Genomic DNA, 21,559 nt, shown 5'->3' with positions numbered 1-21,559 from the left:
CCTCCCTACGGCAGCACTACTTCGAAACGAGGTTCCGCCAGAAGTTCTGCAGACTTTCGTCGCCGCCGAACAGCGAACTGAAGATCGTGGAGTCCGCCAGCAGCACATCGCCGGCCCGTTCTCCGCTCGGAGGCATCCACAGGAACATGTTGAACTCGGTATTGCCGGCCTCGGTGAACGGATGCGGCTTGGAAGTGTCGATCGGCTGCCTGGCCAGCACATGGATGACATCCGACTCGTCGGTCGTCACGGCGTAGTGCGGCAGGTGCATATGGAAGTTGAAGTTCGTCACCCCTTCCAGCCACCCTTTCCCGTCCAGGTCCCTCACCGTGGAGAGCGGGGCGATCTTGTTCATTTCCCGCACCGCGGGGCGCAGTCCGTAACGGTTCTCGACCGGCACAGCGAGGCCCTGCATCAAGCCCCGGACGTAGGTGGCGAATCGCTGTTGGCGGGGTACCAAGGGATCGCCGTGATGGTGGTACTCCACGTCCCGCACGGCCAGATCGTCCGATGCCCCGACGTCATGGTGAGGCCCCAGGATCAGACAGGCGTCCTCCCGGCCGAGGAAGGCCCGCAGTGCCTCAATTTCCTCGGGCTGGGCCTCCTGCCCGGTGACCATGTGGTCCAGCCCGAACACGAAGAGAGTGTCGGTGTCGGCCAGTACGCGCTCATCGAGCGGGGTCCGGATACCGGCCTGGTCGACGCGCTGATACACCGGGACGGGGTGTCCGGTGACTTCCTCGACGAACTGCTGGAACGGCACCCAGGCCAGGAAGAACACTTCCAGTGAGCCGGCGATGCCCTGCTGGAAATTCGACGGGTCGGACCATTTCGGATCCTCGTAGGCAGGCCACGCCACCCGCCTGACCTCCGTCAGCGTGGAGAACCGGTTGTCCAGCTCAGCCGGATTTCTGCCCGCCTCGGCCGGATAGCTCCACGAGACGTAGATGCTCACCCGTCGCCGACCAGGGGTGTATTCGCGCGGGATGTGGTTCTGGTTGTAGGTGCGCGCGGTTTTGACCTCGCTCATCTCGTCTCCGATCCACAAGTGGGAAAAGCCCACGGAAGACCGCTCTCACTGCAGCTGGTCGAGCATCTCCGACAGGGCGCCCTTGATCCGCAGGGCCTTCTTGATCTCATCAGCGGACACGTACGGGTACTCCCCGTACTCCATGAAGCTCGGACAGTGGTGTTCGCGCACAAACCTGACGAACGCCTCAGGGTTGGTCCGCCAATCCTCGGGGAACCCTTCGAGGTTCTCGAAGGCCGTGTTCACCCCCGCCTTGCCGAAAAGTGCGACGGCGTCCTCGGTGTACTTGTCGAAGTCGGTATCGAAGATGCCCTGATACATGAAGCGTGTGTCGTCGTCGAAGAGCACCCAGCGCAGATAGTGCAGCTTCAGTGGCGCGAGGAGATAGGGGTCTTTCTCCAAAGCCTTGGCCAGAGAGTGGCCGTACTCACGCATCGCGTGAGCCCGGCCCGGCTTGACCTTCGCAACGATGGTGAACCCGTAACACGCTGGCGTCTTCGGAAAAACGGGACCGTATTTCCCCTGCTCAAGTCCGTCGATCGTGGGGATGACGGCCGCCTGCGGCTTGATCTCCATGTCCACTCCTCCCGCCACCTGCAGGCCGGGAACACTTCCCGTAAATTCTCCCACGCAGCAGGCCCATCCGCCTCGTGAGCAGCCCTGTCGTGATCCCGGCCGCGCGTGCGGGCACCATGTCGGCAGCCTGACCGGAGCCTGCCGCGAGGGTCGTACGGACCGCGCGTCCCACCTCTTCGGGGGCCTGGTAGGTGAGTGCTCGAGGCAGCAGGTGGGTGGCCGGGCGGCCGCTCTGTTGCGGGAGACCGCCCGGCCTGACCGTGGGGTTACCGCACGTCGTAGGCGCGCGTGATGGTCTGGGTGACCGCGTTGCCCTTGGAGTCGGTGAAGGTGGCCTTCAACGTGACCTGCTTGCCGGCGGCGCCGGTGTGGTCGAGGACCCCCGTCCACTTGCCGTCCTGCTGCTCGGTCGGCGCCTTGGTCCAGGTGGTGCCGCCGTCGTAGGAGTAGGACAGCGAGGCCGCTGTGATCGCGCCCGGGGTGTACCCGGCGTGGCCCTCGACCGACAGACCGACCTTGATGCCGCTCTGCGCGGGCAGGGTGTTCATGCCGTCCACCGGCAGGTCGTATGCCGGGAAGAGGATCGGCAGGCCGCGGGAGTAGACGTCCGGCTCCCGGTGGGAGCGGAAGCTCCAGGTGGTGGTGACAGCGCTGGAGCGCAGCCAGTTCCGGTCCGAGGTCGGGATCTTCTCCAGGTTCTGGGTGAGCTCGTATGCGGAGTCCTCGTCCGGCACCTTGAACGCGGCATACGGCCAGGCGCTGGTGGCGATCTGCTCACCGTTGCGCTTCAGCTTCAGGTTGCCGATGTCGCCGAAGGACCCACCGTAGGACCAGTGGTCGCCGGAACGGTCGACCCAGAACGCGCTCTGGATGCCGATCAGGTCGCCCTGCCGCTCGGCGGCCAGCATCAGGTTGCCATCGGTGTCGCGCGGCGCGGCCGGCCGCAGCGGGCCGCCGTACCACTCCTCTGTGCTCCGCTGCCCGGGCTGGTAGGTGCGGGCCTGGTCGCTCATGAAGGCGGCGAACGGGAAGCTGCTCATCGCGCCGTGGTACCAGGCGTCGTCGCCGGTCGTGTAGTAGGCAGTGCGGGTGGCGGGCACGTGAACCGTACCGAACGGGCTCACGGGGACGAGCGTGTTGCTGCTCCAGGAGGGACGGAGGAACAGTGCGTCGAGGTAGTCGGCCTCCTTGCCCACGGCGTTCCACGTCTCGGTGACCTGGGCCAGCTTCGAGTCCTTGGGCTGGTAGACCTGGTCGGACTTCAACGGGCCATCGGTCGGGAACGACAGGTTGTAGACGTAGGGCGAGCCGTCCTCGGAGCCGGTCGCGCGCCAGATGGGCCGGAACTCGAAGGTGCCGTTCTGGGCGCGCCCGTCCACGTCTGCGTAGAACTTCTGGACGGTGCTGCCGGCCATGAGCGATCCGCTCAGCAGCCAGGTGTCGTCCCAGGTGCGGGCGTAGCTGAAGGTGGTGTCGTTCACCGTCGAGGGGCGGTCGGTGCGCAGGCTGAGCCGGTGGGCCTTGCGGGCGTCGAGGACGACGGTGGTGTCCTGAGTGATCCGCGTCTGCGGGTGGGCAAGGTAGCTGATCGATTCGGGCGTGTTGTTCGCGTCGTACGTCCCCACGAAGCTGCTGATGGTGTAGTCGCCCGGGCGTACGCGGTACGTCTGCTCGGTCGCGCCCTGGTTGCTGCGGCGCTCGCCCTTGTCGGTGTCGAGGCTGACGAGGTCCAGGGAGGAGGGGCCGGTCGCGGGGTTGCCGTTGCGGTCGATGACCTTGACCCGGAGGGTGACCGTTTCCGGCTGGACGTAGAGCGTGACCGGCACGGAGACGTGCGCTTTGCTGCCGGTGGCCGTGATCCGGCCGGTGACGGCACCGTACTGGGCGGCCTTGAGACGGGCGGTGGGGTCGATCCGCACCGGTACCTGGACGGTGGCCCCTGCGGGAACGGTCACCTTGCCCTGCTCCAGCTTGATGACGCCGGAGTCGACGTCGCTGCCGTCGTTGCCGCGCACACCGCTGACCCTGAGACTCAGGGCGAGGTCGTCGGCGCTGGTGTTGGTGAAGGGCACCTGCACGGTGGTGCGGTCCGAGGTGCCCTGCGGCCAGTTGTAACTGCCGGCCTGGACGGCGGGCGCGGACAGCACCTTCTGGTGCACCGCCGCGGACACGTCGAGGACGCCGGCCCCGGTCTGGTCGGCGCCGGCGACCTGGCCGCCGGTGCGGGCGGAGGAGACCAGCGCGGCCTTGACCTGCTGCGCGGTCCAGTCCGGGTGCGCCTGACGGACGATGGCCGCGGCGCCCGCGACATGCGGGGTCGCCATGGAGGTGCCCGACATCGTCTGGTATGCGTACACGCCACGGCCACCCGCGGCCGCGGCCGATATACCGACGCCGGGGGCGGCGATCTCGGGCTTGAGGGTGTGGGTGACGGCCACGGGACCCCGACTGGAGAACTGCGCGGTCGTGTCGTCGCGGTCGACGGCGCCCACAGTCAGCACGCCGGGCACACAGCCGGGTGAGGAGACGGTCTCGGTGCCCGGGCCCAAGTTGCCGGCGGCAACGACGAACAGCGTGTGCGTGTTCTTCGACAGCTCCTTGGTGGCCTCGGCCATCGGGTCGGTGCAGTCGCCGACCGCAGAGTTGCCGAGGCTCATGGAGACGACGTCGGCCTGCTGGTCGACGGCCCACTGCATACCCGCGATGATCCAGGAGGCCTGGCCGTAGCCGGAGTCGTTGAGGACCTTGCCGATGAGCAGGTCACTCCCGGGTGCGACACCCTTCTTGCGGCCGTCACTGGCCGCCCCGGAGCCGCCGACCGTGGAGGCGGTGTGGGTGCCGTGCCCCTGCCGGTCGTTGGTGCTGTTGGAGTCCGTGAAGTTCTTGGCCGCGGCGACCCGGCTCACCAGGTCCGGGTGCTCGGCGTCCGCGCCCGTGTCCAGCACGGCGACCTTGGTGCCCTTGCCGTCGTAGCCCTCGGCCCAGGCCTCCGGTGCGTGCACCTGCTTGGTGGACTGATCCAGCGTGGCCTTGACCTTGCTGTCCAGCCACAGCTTCTTCAACGTGGAGCCAGAACGTGAGCGGGTGTTGGTGACGTCCTGCCAGAAGGTGGCGGCAGCGTCCTTGTCGGCCTTGAGCGCGACGCCGTCCACAGCCGGGAGGCTCAGGCCCCGCGCGGCCCCACGAGGGGCCGCCGGCACGCTGTCGACAACGTTCACACGGTCCTGATAAGTGGCAATGAGCGGCAGCGTGTCGGTGTGTGTGTCGTCGTATCCCTGGCGGATGAGCCCAGTGACGTTGAACAGCTGCTCGTCGACCTTGCCCTCGGCGATCGCTCGGGAGGCGTCCTCCGGGTAGACGTAGAGGTCCTTGCCCATCTGAAAGGTCTGCACAATCGGCTGTGTGCCGTCCTCGCGGGGCAGCACAGCCGCCGAGCTGCGGCCCGACTTGTCCGTGGTCACCAGCACCTTGTCGCCGGTGATGAGCGTGACCGCGACCTGCTTGCCACCCTTTGCTGCGGCCCCGCTGCCGATGACGGGTCTCTTTCCCGAGGCACCGTCAGGCGGCGTGTCCGCCGCGCCGGAAGGCGCGACCGCCGTGACGGCCAGGACGACGGCAGTCGCCGCGCCCAAGGCTATACGCGCTATGGGATGCATAATTCTCCCTGCTTAACGCCGTGGACATGCCATGCTGCGGCTGCATCCTGGCAGACATACGGATCGCATTGGGGCGCCACGCGTGGCGGATTCTGCACATGGCGGTATTCCGTCACGTGGTCACATTCATTGGTTCGTCGGCTCGGTGAATCTGCGGGCGCGGCAGGTGGGGATACGTTTCGCGGGCCCGTCGCTCGCCCGGATGATCTCGCCGAAAAGGGCGCGCGGGCACATTTCCCCGCTCCTTGATCAAGGGCCCCTGCGACCAGGTCGACGAGCAATTCCCGGACACAGTTCCGCACTCCGCCTTCGGGAACCCCTGCGGCTGCGGCAGCTCCTCGGCGAGCAACTCCTCGGCCAGGTCGAGGTCGCCGAGGCAGTGGATGTCCGGCAGGCCGATCCCGGTTGGGGGTGGCTGGTTCGCCCGCCGCCATCGCGATGTCGTTCCTCATCCCCAAGCCGCCGAGAGCCGATACGGAGAGTCCTCGGCCCTCAGGCAGAACAGGAGGTCAAAGCCAGCCCGCACGTGCAGCGTGCCATCCGAGTTGCAGGCGCGACTCCGCTCCGGCAAGGTCCATCAGACGGCGTATTCGCCGCTGCACGGTGCGTATGGAGAGACCGAGTTGGGATGCCGTCCGCTGGTCGGGGATCCCCGCCAGCAGCAGGGCGAGGACCTCCAGTTCCTCCTCGGTTGGCCGCTGATCGACTGCCGGCTCCTCGCGCACACCCGTGGTGGTGGTGTACATCGGCCGGGCCTGGGCCCATTCCTTCTCGAAGAGATGGACCAGGGCCGTCAGCAGTCCGCTGCGGTGCACCACGACTGCGCTGGGCTCACCGCCGGAGTCCGCCATGTCCAGTGGCACCATGGCACGCTCCCGGTCCGACACGACCATCTTCAGCGGAAGCGAGTCGACCAGGCGAAGCTCAAGGCCTGCCATGACGGACGCCCGCACGTCCCGCACAACGTCGTGACCGTCGAGATAGTCCTTGGCAGCCACGACCCGGAAGTCGACTCCGCGGTCCAGCGCGGAACTCTCCGACGTTTCGGCATCCTCGCGCGGCACCGCGATGGGCTCGCCGACGAGGAAGACGAGCAACTCCCGCTGAGCGCCGCACTGCAGTTGGTGGAACCGGCGTGCGACCTGCTCCGTGCCGACGACCACCTCCACGACACCGCCTGCAGTGTGTGCGGCAGTACTGCGGTACTGCTCGGTCAGCATCGAGAACGCGGTCTCGGCCTGGTGCAGCGCGTTGCGCTGCTCGACGAGGAGCGGGGCCAGGGCCACCGAGGGCGGTGCGAGCCGGTAGCGGACGGGCCGGAGGCCGGCCTCGCAGTCGGTCGAGCCGCCGGATGCCCCACTCTCGGCCTCGGTGGCGACGACCACCAGGCCGCGCGCCGCCAGGTCGAGCAGGATCCGGACGCTCTCGGCCTGCTCGAGTCCGGTCTGCCGGGCGAGGTCCTGCGCGGAGGCTGTCGGGCGGGCCAGCAGTGTCGTGTAGATGGCCTCTTCGGCCAGGCCCAATCCCAGCGCCTCCAGCATCCGGCTCCTCCTCGGGCGGCCACCGTGTCCGGCCCTGGCGCAGCTCACGTGCACCGAGCGGATTCTTTTCAGCCGCACCCTATCCCTCTGTCAGGATGCCGTCACTGGCTGTTTGCCTGTTCGGAACCCGGCCATGATGCCGATCACCGGCACGAAGTGGGCTCGGCGGGAGCGGCACCTGTCGGAAATCGTCGGGCGGGGTGGGCGGCGCAAAGAGGCACAGGAGGTGACCAACGGAATCCTGTGCCGGCTGCGGACGGGTGTTCCGTGGCCGGATCTGCCGACTGGCTATTCGGTTGCTGACCGAACCGACGTCGGCGCTCAAGGAGTTCACCGAGGCAGGCTGTTCCGCCTGCCTTTTACGTCAGCTCTGCCGGTGACAACTGCTGGGCTTCGGCAGAGCGTGTGACGCCCTTTCGGGGAAACCGGTCGTCGAAGACCGCGCACATGCTGTGCAAGAACGCGGCACCGGTGCGGCCTCCGCCGGTCCGAAACGCCACGGCGACGGAGCGGACCGATGTCAGGCTGGGGCAAGTGACACGGAGGTCCCTGCCCCCCGGGCCGGCGCGATGGCAGCACAAACCCCGGCCCCGGAACTCCACAGTGATCGCCTTCTGCACCACGCCTGTGAACAGGGCCTATCCCCCTGCCACCCCGCCTTGTAACCTCTGGTCATATTGTTCACGGAAGACGACGGTTCGGGCACGCCGTCGCCTGTCTCCGACAGTGGGGCGAATGTCTACCAGCGATTCTGACACACGCGACCTGCCGGCGATCGCATCACCCGGTTTGGTCGGACGCGAGCGCGAACTCGCCGCCTTGAAAGCCGCGTTGTCCGACCCGCCGGTGGTCGTACTGATCGAGGGCGAGGCCGGGATCGGTAAGAGCCTACTGGTTCAGGAGCTACTCGCGGCGCATACCCCGGCCCGGCAGCGGGTGCTGCTGGCAACCTGCCCGGCTGTTCGACAGCCTTTTACGCTCGGGCCGGTGGTGGACGCGATCCGACCGGCGACCGAGGACGTCGCCCGGCTCGGCCTGAGCGGGCTGGCGGGGGCGCTCCGGCCGTTGTTCCCCGAGTGGGCATCGGCGTTGCCGCCCACACCCGACCCGGCCGAAGACGCAGCAGCGGCACGACACCGACTGTTCCGGGCCATCGAGGAGATCCTCGAACGGCTCGAGATCGGGTTGCTCGCGGTTGAGGACGTGCACTGGGCGGATGAGGCCACCCTGGAGTTTCTGCTGTTCCTGGCATCACGTCCGCGACAACAGGTCAGTCTGCTGGTGAGCTACCGCCCGGAGGAAATCGCGCCGGATTCTCTGCTGCTGCGATTGTCGTCGCGGCAACCGGCGGGGGCGGCGCGGCTGCGGCTGTCGTTGGAGCCGTTGGATGTCCCCGGGACTGCCGCGATGGTGTCCTCGATGCTGGGTGGGGAACGGGTTTCCGACGAGTTCGCGACCAACCTGCACGACCGGACCGACGGGCTTCCGCTCGCGGTCGAGGAGTTTGTCCGGCTGATGTGGAACCGCGCTGATATGACCCGGCGGGGCGATTCCTGGGTGCGGCGGCGACTGAGTGAGATCGACGTACCACCGACAGTGCGGGACGTCGTACTGGAACGCAGCGCACGGCTCGGCCCGGCGGCGCAGGCTGCGTTGCGCGCGGCTGCCGTACTCACCGACCCCGCCCCCGAGGGCGCCGTCGTCGAGGTGATGACTCCGGAAGGTGATCCGGCGAGCAGGCTGGCAGGCCTGGCGGAGGCAGTGGGTTCGGGGCTGCTGAGGGAAGACCCGAGCGGGCTGGTCACGTTCCGGCACATGCTGGCGTGCCGCGCGGTGTACGAGGCGATTCCTGTGCCGCAGCGGCGGGCGATGCACCTGCGTGCCGCACGCGTCCTCGAAGGCGTCACCCCTCCCCCGGTCGCCCAGCTGGCGCGCCACTGCCGGGAGGCCGGCGACACGACGGCATGGTGCCGGTACGCGGAACAGTCCGCCGACCTCGCCGTCGCCTCAGGTGACGATGCGACGGCGGTCACTCTGCTGCACGATCTGCTCACCAACGCCGGCCTGCCGCCCGCCGACGTGGTCCGGCTGACCGGCAAGGTTCCGTTCGGTCTGCTCAGCGGGCACGAACGTTACCGCGAACTGATGGAAGCCCTCCGCCTCGTGCTGGACACCGGCGAGCCGGCGCCGAGCGAGGCGGCGGAGATCCGCTTCCACGTCGCCCGGCTGCTGCAGCAGATGGACGCGTTCGAGCAGTCCCGGATCGAGATGGAACGAGCGCTGCCCGACCTCGGGCACGACCCGGCGAAGGCAGTCCGCGCAATGATGTTTCTCGGCCTGCCCTACGGGACGACGACACCGGCGGCCGAACACCTCAGGTGGCTGCGGCGCGTGGCGCAGGTGCCGGTCTCGACGGCGCCGGTGGACCGGCTGAGCATCCGGGTCGGACGGGCGAGTGGGCTTTTGGTGCTCGGTGAGGAGGAGGGGTGGGCCGAGGCGGCGTTGATCGCCAATGACGCGTCAACCACCGCGGAGAGGCAGCAGATCATGATCGGCCATCTCAACGTCGGGCACATGGCGCTGATCTGGGGGCGGTATTCGGAGGCAAGGCGGGTGCTCACGCTGGCCGTAAGGCTGGCCGACAGGTACCAGTACCGGAAGTTTCGTCGGTTCGGGCAAATGACGCTGGCTCACCTGGACTGGCTCACCGGAGCCTGGGACGGGCTCGCAGACCGGGCCGGATTGCTGGCCGGTGACGAGGAACTGCTGCAGTCGGCGAGTCGCCTGGCGCCGGCCATGGTCACCGGCTTGCTGTATGCGGCTCGCGGTGATGACGACAGAGCGGACGAGTGCCTGCGGCTCGTCCTTGAACAGGCGGACCTGCACGGCGGGGCGGAGCACTCCGTCGAACCTGCCGGCGCCCTGGCCAGGCTCCGGCTCGGCGCCGGGCGGATCGACGACGCGCTGCAGCTGACCGACGAGCCGATCCGGTTCCTGGAACGCAAGGGCACCTGGATCTGGGCCACCGAACTCGCCCCCGTCCGGGCCGAGGCACTACTCATGGCCGGCCGCATCGACGAGGCCGGCGACTTGGTCGACGCATTCGCAGCGGGAGTGCGTGATCGCCGCGCACCTGGGCCGCACGCCGCCTTGTCGACCTGCAGGGCGATCCTGGCCCAGCATCAAGACGATCCCCTCAGCGCCGCCGAACTGTTCGCGCGTGCGGCCGACGCGTGGCAGGGCCTTCCGCGACCGTACGACGCCCTGCTCAGCCGTGAGCGACAGGCCCGCTGTCTGCTACGTGCGGACCAGTCCGATGCGGCCCTCTCCATCCTTACGGAAACCTTCCAGGGGTTGTCCACCCTCGGCGCTCGTGGCGACGCCGAGCGCGTCATGCACGCACTGCGTGCATCCGGTGTCGGGGTAAAGCGTCCGTCGTGGCACGGTGGACGACGAAGCTACGGCGATCAACTGTCTCCCCGTGAGCTCGACGTAGTCCGGCTGCTCGTCGGAGGCCGGACCAACCGGGAGATCGCCGGTGTCCTCATCCTGTCGCCGAAGACGGTCGCGCGGCACGTGGAGACAGCGATGCGCAAGTTCGAGGTGTCGTCCCGGACGGCGCTGGCCGTGAAGGTCGTCGAAGCCGGCGTCGTCGTCGACAGCCCGGCCGGCGCGCACCGTTAGGGCCGTTCTGCGTTGTCCCGTGGAGGAAGGAGCGGCGTTCGGTGCGTGCGATCGGCGTGCCGGACGAATGCCCTGGGATGGGGTCTCCCCTGCTCCTTGAGAGCTTGGGGAAGGAGTTACTCGGGCGTTCGGCCGGTGCGGCGAGCGTGTGTGCCGGGCCTCGCGACGCCGCGGGCCGACTCAGAACAGGCCTTACGCGGGTGCGGCAGCAAAATTGGGTCATCTGCCCAGTCGTTAGGTGGCCGGTGCGTGAACAACACTCAGCGTCATGGAATCACCGCCTCCGCCTGTTGCCACTCGTCCCCCCGTTTCCGCAGGACTTCTGCCGCACGGTCAGATCTGACGGATCGCCTCGACCGGCCCTGGTTTCCCGACGAGGTCAGGTTCCGGGACGAACCCGCAGGCCGACCGACCGGTGCCAGATCACTGCCGCCAAAGCGGGACGCGTCGTTCGCCGCCCGGCGCTGTACCACCGATCCGCCCGAAGCAGCACCCACCACATGCATCGCAGCCATTCGGCGCGATGCGCATTCCCCACAACCGCGCGGTATCCGCGCGCATTCTCCCCTCAGAAAAGGTCATTGCCGCATGAGTCAGTCACCACCGGCCGGGGCATCCGGGCTCCCGGACCACCTGACCACCCCCATACTCCGGCGCTCGCCACACCGTCCACATCGCGCGCTCACGGTGCTGCTGGCCACGGCCTGCGTGGCCGGGACGCTCGGCATCCCCGCCATCGCCGCCGCCGAGACGCCGGCCACCCGGGCGAGCCAGCCGCAGCAGAAGAGCCCCGTTGTCGCCGCGCACAAGCTCACCCTCGTCACGGGAGAGGTGGTGACGTTGGAGCGTCACGCCGATGGCTTGCAGTCGGCGACGGTGGAGCCCGCGGCCGACGGCACCCCGGCGGCGTTCACCACCCTGAAGGTGGGTGACGAGGTCTATGTCATCCCGGACAAGGCGCAGCCTTACCTCGCCGCGAACGAGCTCGACCGTGAGCTGTTCAACGTCACCAAGCTGGTTGAGTACGGCTATGACGACGCGCGCCGTTCCGCCGTTCCTCTGATCGCGACCTACGGGGGCGCGCCGGGCAAGGCCGGCAAGGTGCTCAAGCGGGACGCGCCGGCCGGCTCGGTGAAGAAGGATGAGTTGCCCAGTGCCAACGCGGTGGCGCTGCACGCCGGCAAGAAGAAGGTGTCGGCGTTCTGGGAGGCGGTTGATGACGACAGCGCTGCCGCGTCGAAGGCGCCGAAGCTTGCCGGTGGGATCAAGAAGCTCTGGCTCGACAAGCCGGTGCGCGTGACGCTGGATCAGAGTGTGCCGCAGATCGGTGCTCCGGAGGCGTGGGCGGCCGGCTATGACGGCAGCGGCACGAAGGTGGCCATCCTCGACACGGGTATCGACCCCGACCACCCCGATGTGGCGGGGCAGGTGAAGAAGGCGCAGAACTTCACCGATGACCCTGACGCGGTCGATCACCACGGTCACGGCACGCATGTCGCCTCGACCATCGCCGGCTCGGGTGCCGCGTCGGACGGCAGGCTCAAGGGTGTGGCGCCGGGCGCCGACCTGTACATCGGCAAGGTCCTCAACACGGCCGGTTCGGGCTCCGAGTCGATGGTCATCGCCGGCATGGAGTGGGCGGCGGCCCAGGACGCGGACATCATCAGCATGAGCCTGGGCGGTTCGACCCCCAGCGACGGCACCGACCCGATCAGCCAGGCCGTCAACCAGCTCACCGAGTCCTCCGGGTCCCTGTTCGTCATCGCGGCCGGCAACACGGGCCCGGGCAAGGGGACCGTGAGCTCGCCCGGTGCCGCCCAGGACGCACTGACCGTCGGCGCGGTGTCCAAGCAGGACCAGCTCGCGAACTTCTCCAGCCGCGGCCCGGTCAAGGAAACCTTCGCGGTCAAGCCGGAGATCACCGCACCGGGCGTGGGCATCGTCGCCGCGCGCGCCGCCGGCACCTCCATGGGCACCCCGGTCGACGCCAACTACACCGCGGCCAACGGCACCTCGATGGCCACCCCGCACGTGTCCGGCGCAGCGGCGATCCTCGTCCAGCGCCACCCCGACTGGTCCGCCGACCGGCTCAAGCAGGTGCTGGTCAGCACCGCCAAGCAGGGCTCGTACAACGCCTACCAGGGCGGTAACGGCCGCGTCGACGTGCCCAAGGCGATCAACGCCGAGGTCTACTCCAGCCCCGCCGTCATCAGCATGGGCAAGAAGTCGGCCGAGAGCGCACCGGTCACCAAGACGGTCAACTACGTCAACACCTCCGCGACGGACACCACGCTGTCGCTCCGCCTGTTCAGCGCCGGAGAGACGGCACCCCCGCCGGACGGCATGTTCACGCTCAGCGCCAACAACGTGACGGTCCCGGCGAACTCCACCGCCAGCGTGACGGTGACCTACCACCCCGAACTCGGCGCCGTGGGCGACTACACCGGCATCATCACCGCCACCGCGGCCGACGGCACCGCGATCCGCACCACCGTCGGCGCCACGAAGGACGTGCCCACCGTCGACCTCACTCTCAACACGATCGACCGGAACGGAGACCCGGCGTCCGGCGAACTCGTGATATTCGACCTGGACAACGGCGTCAGCCAACAGGTCTTCCCCCAGGGCGGAACCAAGACCGTCGCGGTGCCGCAGGGTCGCTACTCCGTCATGGGCTTGGTGTACACGAAGGACAAGGCCACGGGCCTGGCCGTGAGCAACACGCTTGCCGGTGAGCCTGTGGTGGATCTGAAGGCGGACCGGACGATCACGATGGACGCCCGGCTGGGCAAGGAGGTCAAGGTCGCGACCCCCAAGGAGTCGCAGTCGAGCCAGTACAAGCTCGGGTACCGCCAGCAGCTGCCCGGCAAGCGCGGGGTCGACTACATGAAGGGTACGTCGAGCCTGTTCGCGAAGCACGCCTATGTGGTGCCCACCGCGCCGGTGACGGACGGCACCTTCGAGTTCAATTTCCAGGACCGCAGGTACTCGCCGGTGATCCGGGCGTCCTATGCCGGGCAGGGAGGCGCACTCCCGCTCAAGCCGGTGACCTATGCGGCCCAGTTGTACGGCTCCAGCACGCTCCAGGCGGTCGACGCCAGCACGGGACGGCCGGAGGACCTGGCCGGCAAGGACCTCGATGACAAGCTCGCGGTCGTCACCCGCGACGCCACCCAGAAGGTTGTCGACCAGATCGCCGCAGTGGCCGGTGCCGGTGCGAAGGCAGCGATCATCGTCAACGACCGGCCCGGCGTCTACGCCACCAGCGTGCCGCGCGTCACCGGCACTGCCATCCCGGCCTGGAGCCTCACCCAGGACGAGGGCGCGGTGCTCTTCGGCCGGATGGCCGACGGTCCCACGCAGATCAACCTGCAGGGCATCGGCAACCACCCCTATGTGTACAACATCGCGCTGATGGTTCCCGGTGGAATTCCGGCCGACCCCACCGACGCGGTCACCGCGGAGAACTCGGCCGTGGTGAAGTCCCACTACCGCAGCACCAAGGGCACTCTGATCGGCGACACCACCTCGGCGATCCGCCCGGGAGAATCCTTCATCACCCAGTTCGTGGACTTCTTCGACGCGCCGGTGGACCGGGAGGAGTGGTACTCCACCGGCAGCAAGTGGCCGACGATGAAGGACATGGGGTGGTGGCACACGGTCTACCCGGACCGCAAGGACATCATCACCAGCATGAGGGACCTCATCCGCAACTACAGCCCGGGCGAGCAGCGCGAGGAGACCTGGCTCGGCGCGGCGAACGGCCCGTCCGGACCGGAGAGCACCCTCGCGTTCCGCGACGGTGACAAGGTCACCCTCAACATGATGGAGATGGGCGACAGCCAGCCCGGACACTACGCCTACTTCCAGGGCGACAACGGCACCACGTCGACGGTGCGGCTGTACCAGGACGGCAAACTCCTCAAGGAGCAGGGCTGGTTCTCGCTCACGACGCTGCCGGTCAGCCCTGACCCGGCGACCTACCGGATCACCATGGACACCGAGCACCCGGCGTGGTTCCCGCTGTCCACCAAGGCCAGCACCGCGTGGACATTCAAGTCCGCCCGGCCGGAGAACGGCAAGGAGGACCTGGCGCTGCTCTGGCCGAAGTACGGCCTGGACCTGGACGCGGAAAACACCACCCCGGGCGGCGACACCTACGACTTCGACCTGACGTTCCTCCTCCAGAACGGCGCCACCCCGGACATCGACGGAGTCGATGTGGAGGCGTCCTCCGACGAGGGTGCCACCTGGCAGCCCGCGAAGGTCAAGAGCAAGAGCGACGGCAGCTACAAGGTGTCCGTGAACAACCCGGATTCGGGCTACGTGTCCCTGCGCATCAAGGCACAGGACACCAACGGCAGCAAGATCGAGCAGACCCTGATCAAGGCCTACGCCGTTCGCTGACCCTCACAGCGGCCCATTCCTGACCGCACCCCTGGCACAAGGAACGCCCTTGTGCCGGGGGCGCACCCCGTTGTACCGGCGCTCACATACCTCGCCGGAACTCGGTATGGTCAAAACCAACTACTCGTCCCGCGCCTGCCACCAGACCTCGACGTCCTTGAACGTGCCGGACATACCCGAAAGTTCCCGACGTCCGAACCCACCCCGGCCATTTTCTGCGGCGGGTTCGGCGCTCATACCGCCGGCGTCGACGCGAAATCTGCTGCATTTCGGAACCGTTGGGGATCAAGCACCCACTCAAACTCAATCGAATGATGGAAGCGCTCCCAGTCGGTGCAGGGCCTAGTCTCTCCGCTAACACCCTGAGGTGAACCGGAAGCGAGGCGCGGATGGGGATTGGGCAGCCCAGAGGGGCGGTGCACGCCGACCCCGATTCTCCGGATCCCACAGCGCAGCAAGGTTCCCGTGCCTGACATACCCGGCGGCGCACGGCCGCCGCATCGACACGGCGCGCGGTCCGCCGTCCCCTGGTGCTGCTGCACCGCTCGCACCTGAAAGAGCAGCCCAACCACCCACCACATACGACGCATATACGACGCGGCGCCGCATCCACGCGACGGCGTGGTTCCGCGCGCCTTCATTCCCCCTCAGAGAAGGTCAACGCCTTGATGAGACAGTCGCAACCGGCTGGGCCGAACAGATCCTCAGCCAGCCCGAACACCCCCATAGCCTACCGGCTGACACGCCGTCCAGTGCGGACGGCCCTGGGGATTCTCACCGCGGCCTGTGTGGCCGGAACACTCACCACCCTCCCCGTCGCCACCGCCGCCGAGACGCCGGCCCCCCGAGCGAGCCAGCCACAGCAGAAGAGCCCCGTTGTCGCCACACACAAGCTCACCCTCGTCACCGGCGAAGTGGTGACGCTGGAGCGTCACGCCGATGGCTTGCAGGCGGCGACGGTCGAGCCCGCGGCCGACGGCACCCCGGCGGCGTTCACCACCCTGAAGGTGGGCGACGAGGTCTATGTCATCCCGGACAAGGCGCAGCCTTACCTCGCCGCGAACGAGCTCGACCGTGAGCTGTTCAACGTCACCAAGCTGGTTGAGTACGGCTATGACGACGCGCGCCGTTCCGCCGTTCCTCTGATCGCGACCTACGGGGGCGCGCCGGGCAAGGCCGGCAAGGCGCTCGAGAAGGCCGCGCCGGCCGGCTCGGTGAAGAAGGACGGGCTGCCCAGTGCCAACGCGGTGGCGCTGCACGCCGGCAAGAAGAAGGCGGCGACGTTCTGGGAGGCGGTCGACGACGACAGCACCGCCACGGCAAAGGCACCGAAGCTCGCCGACGGGATCAAGAAGCTCTGGCTCGACAAGCCGGTGCAGGTGACGCTGGACCAGAGTGTGCCGCAGATCGGCGCCCCTGAAGCGTGGGCGGCCGGCTACGACGGCACCGGCACCAAGGTGGCCATCCTCGACACCGGAATCGACCCCAACCACCCCGATGTGGCAGGGCGGGTCAAGAAAATGGAGAACTTCTCCGACGACCCTGACGCGGTCGATCACCACGGTCACGGCACGCATGTCGCCTCGACCATCGCCGGCTCGGGTGCCGCGTCGGGCGGCAAATTGAAGGGTGTGGCGCCGGGCGCCGACCTGTACATCGGCAAGGTCCTCAACACGGCCGGTAGCGGGTCCCAGTCGGCGGTCATCGGCGGTATGGAGTGGGCGGCGGCCCAGGGTGTGGACGTCATCAGCATGAGCCTGGGCTCGGCGGCCGGCAGTGATGGCACCGACCCGATCAGCCAGGCCGTCAACCAGCTCACCGAGTCCTCCGGGTCGCTGTTCGTCATCGCGGCCGGCAACACGGGCCCGGGCAAGGGGACCGTGGGTTCGCCCGGTGCCGCCCAGGACGCACTGACCGTCGGCGCGGTGTCCAAGCAGGACCAGCTCGCGAACTTCTCCAGCCGCGGCCCGGTCAAGGAAACCTTTGCGGTCAAGCCGGAGATCACCGCACCGGGCGTGGGCATCGTCGCCGCGCGCGCCGCCGGCACCTCCATGGGCACCCCGGTCGACGCCAACTACACCGCGGCCAACGGCACCTCGATGGCCACCCCGCACGTGTCCGGCGCAGCGGCGATCCTCGTCCAGCGCCACCCCGACTGGTCCGCCGACCGGCTCAAGCAGGTGCTGGTCAGCACCGCCAAGCAGGGCTCGTACAACGCCTACCAGGGCGGTAACGGCCGCGTCGACGTGCCCAAGGCGATCAACGCCGAGGTCTACTCCAGCCCCGCCGTCATCAGCATGGGCAAGAAGTCGGCCGAGAGCGCACCGGTCACCAAGACGGTCAACTACGTCAACACCTCCGCAGCGGACACCACGCTGTCGCTCCGCCTGTTCAGCCTCGGGGAGACGGCACCCCCGCCGGACGGCACGTTCACGCTCAGCACCAACAACGTGACAGTCCCGGCCAACTCCACCGCCAGCGTGACGGTGACCTACCACCCCGAACTCGGCGCCATGGGCGACTACACCGGCATCATCACCGCCACCGCGCCCGACGGCACCGCGATCCGCACCACCGTCGGCGCCACGAAGGACGTGCCCACCGTCGACCTCACCATCCACACGATCGGCCGGAACGGAGACCCGGCGTCCGGCGAACTCGCGGTGTTCGACCTGGACAACGGCGTCGTCCGCCAGGTCTACCCCGAGGGGGGAACCAAGACCGTCGCGGTGCCGCAGGGACGCTACTCCGTCATGGGTGTCGTCAACACGAAGGACAAGGCCACGGGCCAGACCCTGGACTACACGCTCGCCGGTGAGCCCGTCGTGGATCTGAAGGCGGACCGGACGATCACGATGGACGCCCGGCTGGGCAAGGAAGTCAAGGTCGCGACCCCCAAGAAGTCGGAGCCGAACGGCTTCAAGCTCGGGTACCGCCAGCAGCTCCCCGGCAAGCGGGGGATCGACTTCTTGAAGGGCGCATACAGCCCGCTGTGGGACCACGCCTATGTGGTGCCCACCGAGCCGGTGACGGACGGCACGTTCGAGTTCAACTTCCAGCAGCGCAGGTACTCGCCGGTGATCCGGGCGTCCTATGCCGGGCGGGGAGGCGCGCTCGCCCTTGAGCCGGTGATGTATGCGGCCCGGTTGTACGGCCCCAGCACGCTCCAGGCGGTCGACGCCGGCACGGGACGGCCGGAGGACCTGGCCGGCAAGGACCTCGATAACAAGCTCGCGGTCGTCACCCGCGACGCCACCCGGAAGGCCGTCGACCAGATCGCCGCGGTGGCCGGTGCCGGTGCGAAGGCAGCGATCATCGTCAACGACCGGCCCGGCCCCTACGCCACCATCGTGCCACGCGCCACCGGCACTGCCATCCCGGCCTGGACCCTCACCCAGGACGAGGGCGCGGTGCTCTTCGGCCGGATGACCGACGGTCCCACGCAGATCAACCTGCAGGGCATCGGGAACCACCCCTATGTGTACAACATCGCGCTGATGGTTCCCGGTGGGATCCCGGCCGACCCCACCGACGCGGTCACCACAGAGAACTCGGCCGTGGTGAAGTCCCACTACCGCAGCACCAAGGGCACTCTGATCGGCGACACCACTTCGGCGATCCGCCCGGGAGAGACCTCCCTCGTCGATGTGGTGGACTTCTACGACGCGCCGCTGGACCGGGAGGAGTGGTACTCCACCGGCAGCAAGTGGCCGACGATGAAGGACATGCGGTGGTTGCACACGGTCTACCCGGACCGCACCGACATCGGCCGCGCCATGCGTGACGTCATCCGCAACTACAGCCCGGGCGAGCAGCGCGAGGAGACCTGGCTGGGTGCGGCGAACGGCCCGTCCGGACCGGAGAACACCCTTGCGTTCCGCGACGGTGACCAGGTCACCCTCAACATGCAGGAGATGGGCGACAGCGAGCCGGGACACTACGCCTACTTCGTGTCCAATGGCGACAAGTCGACGGTGCGGCTGTACCAGGACGGCAAACTCCTCAAGGAGACCGACCGGTTCTCGCTCACGACGCTGCCGGTCAGCCCTGACCCGGCGACCTACCGGATCACCATGGACACCGAGCACCCGGCGTGGTTCCCGCTGTCCACGAAGACCAGCACCGCGTGGACGTTCAAGTCCGCCCGGCCCGCGAACGGCAAGGAGGACCTGGCGCTGCTCTGGCCGAAGTACGGCCTGGACCTGGACGCGGAGAACACCACCCCGGGCGGCGACACCTACCAGTTCGACCTGTCGTTCCTCCTCCAGAACGGCGCCACCCCGGACATCGACGGAGTCGAGGTGGAGGCGTCCTCCGACGAGGGTGCCACCTGGCAGCCCGCGAAGGTCAAGAGCAAGAGCGACGGCAGCTACAAGGTGTCCGTGAACAACCCGACTTCGGGCTTTGTGTCCCTGCGCGTCAAGGCACAGGACACCAACGGCAGCAAGATCGAGCAGACCCTGATCAAGGCCTACGCCATTCGCTGACCCGCACGACAGCCCTTTCCTGACCGCGCCCCTGACACAAGGCACGCCCTTGTGCCAGGGGCGCACTCTTGCGGTCGAAAGCGCCCCACACCCCGAACAGGTGCATTCCAGATACCCCGGAGCCCCGGGTCGCGCGGACCCGACGGCGCCTCCTTGACAGTCCTCCTTCACAAAGACCATGATTCCATTAATTGACTAATGGAATCGAGGCGAAGTGCATGGCAGACGCATTCACTCCGGGCGCCGCGTCCGGCGCATGGGCGCTGGAGGCCCGTGGCCTGGGCAAGCGCTACCGTCGCGGCTGGGCGCTGCGCGACTGCTCGTTCCGGCTGCCGGCCGGGCGGATCTGCGGTCTCGTCGGCCCCAACGGGGCAGGAAAGAGCACCCTGTTGGGACTCTCGACCCGGCAGGTGCAGCCGACGGAGGGTGAACTCCGCATCTTCGGCGTGCCGGTGGACGATCCCGCGACGATGCCGAGATTCGCGTTCCTCGGGCAGGACAAGCCGCTGTTCAAGCGGTTCACCGTGGCGGAGACGCTGCGTCTGGGCAGCGAGCTCAACCCCGGCTGGGACATGGCCGCGGCGGAGCGGATCGTACGGTCCGGTCAGGTGCCGATGAACGTCCGTATCGGTACGCTCTCCGGTGGTCAGCGCACCCGTGTCGCGTTCGCGCTCGCCTTCGGCAAGCGGCCCGACCTGCTGCTGCTCGACGAGCCGATGTCCGACCTCGATCCGCTGGCCCGCCACGACATGAGCGCCCTCCTGATGTCGGAGGCCGTGGAGCGCGGCACCACGGTGTTGATGTCCTCACACATGCTGTCCGAGCTGGAGGACATGTGCGACTACCTGCTGGTTCTCGCCGACGGCAGGATTCGGATAGCGGGTGACGCGGACGCGCTCGTCCCGGCGCACGCACTGGTGACGGGACTCGCCTCGGGTGAGGACCCGGCCGCCGCACTGGCCCCTCACACGGTGATCGAAACCCGTGTCCAGGGCAGGCAGTTCCAGGCGCTGGTGCGGCCGAACGGCCCGCTGCCGGGTGACTGGGTGGTCACCGAACCCAGCCTGGAGGAAGTGCTGCTGGCGCATCTCCGCTCGCCGGACGCACCCCCGTTGTTCACACCCGGTGCCCGTATCGAGGCCGAAGGGATCCCCACCTCATGAGCACCACCCTGACCGAGACGCCCCGAACCGGACGGACGCCCGGGCCCCGTCTACTGCGCGGGCTGAGCTGGCTCGTCGTACGTCAGCACCGGGCCGCACTGCTCACCGTGCTCGCCGTGATGGTTCTCGGCTCGATCTGGATCGCGTACCAGCGCAGCCAAATGGGCCAGACACTCGAAGCCGCGGGCTGGCCGGAAAAGGAGCTGGCGCAGCCGACACTCGACTCGAAGGCAATCGGTCTCACCCTCACGGCCCTGAGCGGGCTGCCCGTGATCCTCGCCGTCTTCCTCGGCGCCCCGCTGATCGCGGGCGATCAGGAACACGGCACCGCACAGCTGGTCACCACCCAGTCCGTGTCCCGCCGTCGTTGGCTGGCGACGAAGCTCATCTGGTGCTACGCCGCCGTGGTCGTGTCCGGCGCGGTGCTCTCGGCGTTCTTCACCTGGTGGTGGAAGCCCTACCGTTCGGTTTTCCCCAACCTGTGGCCGGAGGGGCCGGTCTTCGACAACACCGGTCCGATGCTGCCCGCGCTCTGCCTCTTCCTGACCGCCGCCGGCATCACCATCGGCATGCTGCTGCGCCGGGTCCTCGCGTCCATGGTGGTCACGTTCGTCTTCGCCGCGATCGTCGAGGTCGTCTGGGGCGAGATGCGCGCATATCTCGCGCCGTCCCGCATGCTCACCTACCCGCTCGACGGCGACATGCCCGCACGGCTGAACGAGTCGCTCGAGCTGGACCGCTGGATCGGCTCCGCCGACGGCCATCGCTACGGCTGGGGGCTGTGCGCCAAGAGCACCGAAGCGGCCTCGGACGCCTGCATCAAGGAGCACGGCATCGTCAACAATGTCGTCGAGTACCTCGGTTACGACCAGATGCCGTCCATGCAGTGGACCGGGGCGGGCATCCTGCTCGCGGCCACCGCCGTGCTCACCGTGTTCACCCTGTGGCGGGTGTCCCGGCGCCCTCTTTAGGACATACCGCCGCAGGTACGATCGTTTCGGCAGTCCAACGGGAG

At 68.1% G+C, this 21,559-nt stretch carries 10 protein-coding genes; 6 read left to right on the top strand and 4 right to left on the bottom strand.

Annotation, left to right across the window (positions count from 1 at the left end; all coding sequences use genetic code 11):
- Nucleotides 1–16: 16 nt before the first annotated feature.
- The 4 genes from ACZ3IC_RS21565 to ACZ3IC_RS21550 form a co-directional block, all read right to left on the bottom strand.
- Nucleotides 17–1,030, bottom strand: a complete 1,014-nt coding sequence (locus ACZ3IC_RS21565) for a hypothetical protein (protein ID WP_467418244.1) — start codon at nucleotides 1,028–1,030, stop codon at nucleotides 17–19.
- Nucleotides 1,031–1,075: 45 nt separating this feature from the next.
- Nucleotides 1,076–1,606, bottom strand: a complete 531-nt coding sequence (locus tag ACZ3IC_RS21560; protein ID WP_467418243.1) for a hypothetical protein — start codon at nucleotides 1,604–1,606, stop codon at nucleotides 1,076–1,078.
- A gap of 266 nt (nucleotides 1,607–1,872) precedes the next feature.
- Nucleotides 1,873–5,262 carry a S8 family serine peptidase gene (locus ACZ3IC_RS21555; RefSeq protein WP_467418242.1) on the bottom strand — a complete coding sequence of 1,130 codons (3,390 nt, stop codon included), beginning with the start codon at nucleotides 5,260–5,262 and terminating at the stop codon, nucleotides 1,873–1,875.
- Between the two features lie 509 nt (nucleotides 5,263–5,771).
- Nucleotides 5,772–6,803 (bottom strand): helix-turn-helix domain-containing protein, encoded by a 1,032-nt coding sequence (locus ACZ3IC_RS21550; protein WP_467418240.1) that lies wholly within the window; start codon nucleotides 6,801–6,803, stop codon nucleotides 5,772–5,774.
- Between ACZ3IC_RS21550 and ACZ3IC_RS21545 the strand changes: the two genes are divergently transcribed.
- From ACZ3IC_RS21545 to ACZ3IC_RS21520, 6 genes are all read left to right on the top strand, one after another.
- Entirely contained in the window at nucleotides 6,763–7,212 is a 450-nt protein-coding gene (locus ACZ3IC_RS21545; RefSeq protein WP_467418239.1) for a transposase, read from the top strand. The genes ACZ3IC_RS21550 and ACZ3IC_RS21545 overlap by 41 nt on opposite strands.
- A gap of 326 nt (nucleotides 7,213–7,538) precedes the next feature.
- Complete coding sequence (locus tag ACZ3IC_RS21540) at nucleotides 7,539–10,487, top strand: helix-turn-helix transcriptional regulator (protein WP_467418237.1); 2,949 nt, start codon at nucleotides 7,539–7,541, stop codon at nucleotides 10,485–10,487.
- Between the two features lie 588 nt (nucleotides 10,488–11,075).
- Nucleotides 11,076–14,894: a S8 family serine peptidase gene (locus ACZ3IC_RS21535; protein ID WP_467418235.1), complete on the top strand. Its 3,819-nt coding sequence runs from the start codon at nucleotides 11,076–11,078 to the stop codon at nucleotides 14,892–14,894.
- Between the two features lie 788 nt (nucleotides 14,895–15,682).
- A complete protein-coding gene (locus tag ACZ3IC_RS21530; protein ID WP_467418234.1) occupies nucleotides 15,683–19,381 on the top strand; it encodes a S8 family serine peptidase in 3,699 nt (1,232 codons plus the stop codon).
- A gap of 218 nt (nucleotides 19,382–19,599) precedes the next feature.
- Nucleotides 19,600–20,544, top strand: coding sequence for an ABC transporter ATP-binding protein (locus tag ACZ3IC_RS21525; protein WP_467418233.1), 945 nt, complete (start codon nucleotides 19,600–19,602; stop codon nucleotides 20,542–20,544).
- On the top strand, nucleotides 20,541–21,515 hold the full coding sequence (locus ACZ3IC_RS21520) for an ABC-2 transporter permease (RefSeq protein WP_467418232.1): 975 nt from the start codon (nucleotides 20,541–20,543) through the stop codon (nucleotides 21,513–21,515). The genes ACZ3IC_RS21525 and ACZ3IC_RS21520 overlap by 4 nt, the downstream gene beginning before the upstream one ends.
- Nucleotides 21,516–21,559: the final 44 nt, after the last annotated feature.

It is taken from the genome of Streptomyces sp. NPDC002958 (assembly GCF_055563255.1).
Note: the sequence above shows the minus strand (reverse complement) of the source record. Positions and strands in the feature narration are given on the sequence as shown.

Coding starts and splice junctions, on each gene's coding strand:
- ACZ3IC_RS21565 (WP_467418244.1), bottom strand. CDS start 1,030: ATGAGCGAGGTCAAAACCGCGCGCACCTACAACCAGAACCACATCCCG.
- ACZ3IC_RS21560 (WP_467418243.1), bottom strand. CDS start 1,606: ATGGAGATCAAGCCGCAGGCGGCCGTCATCCCCACGATCGACGGACTT.
- ACZ3IC_RS21555 (WP_467418242.1), bottom strand. CDS start 5,262: ATGCATCCCATAGCGCGTATAGCCTTGGGCGCGGCGACTGCCGTCGTC.
- ACZ3IC_RS21535 (WP_467418235.1), top strand. CDS start 11,076: ATGAGTCAGTCACCACCGGCCGGGGCATCCGGGCTCCCGGACCACCTG.
- ACZ3IC_RS21520 (WP_467418232.1), top strand. CDS start 20,541: ATGAGCACCACCCTGACCGAGACGCCCCGAACCGGACGGACGCCCGGG.
- ACZ3IC_RS21545 (WP_467418239.1), top strand. CDS start 6,763: ATGGCCTCTTCGGCCAGGCCCAATCCCAGCGCCTCCAGCATCCGGCTC.
- ACZ3IC_RS21525 (WP_467418233.1), top strand. CDS start 19,600: ATGGCAGACGCATTCACTCCGGGCGCCGCGTCCGGCGCATGGGCGCTG.
- ACZ3IC_RS21550 (WP_467418240.1), bottom strand. CDS start 6,803: ATGCTGGAGGCGCTGGGATTGGGCCTGGCCGAAGAGGCCATCTACACG.
- ACZ3IC_RS21540 (WP_467418237.1), top strand. CDS start 7,539: ATGTCTACCAGCGATTCTGACACACGCGACCTGCCGGCGATCGCATCA.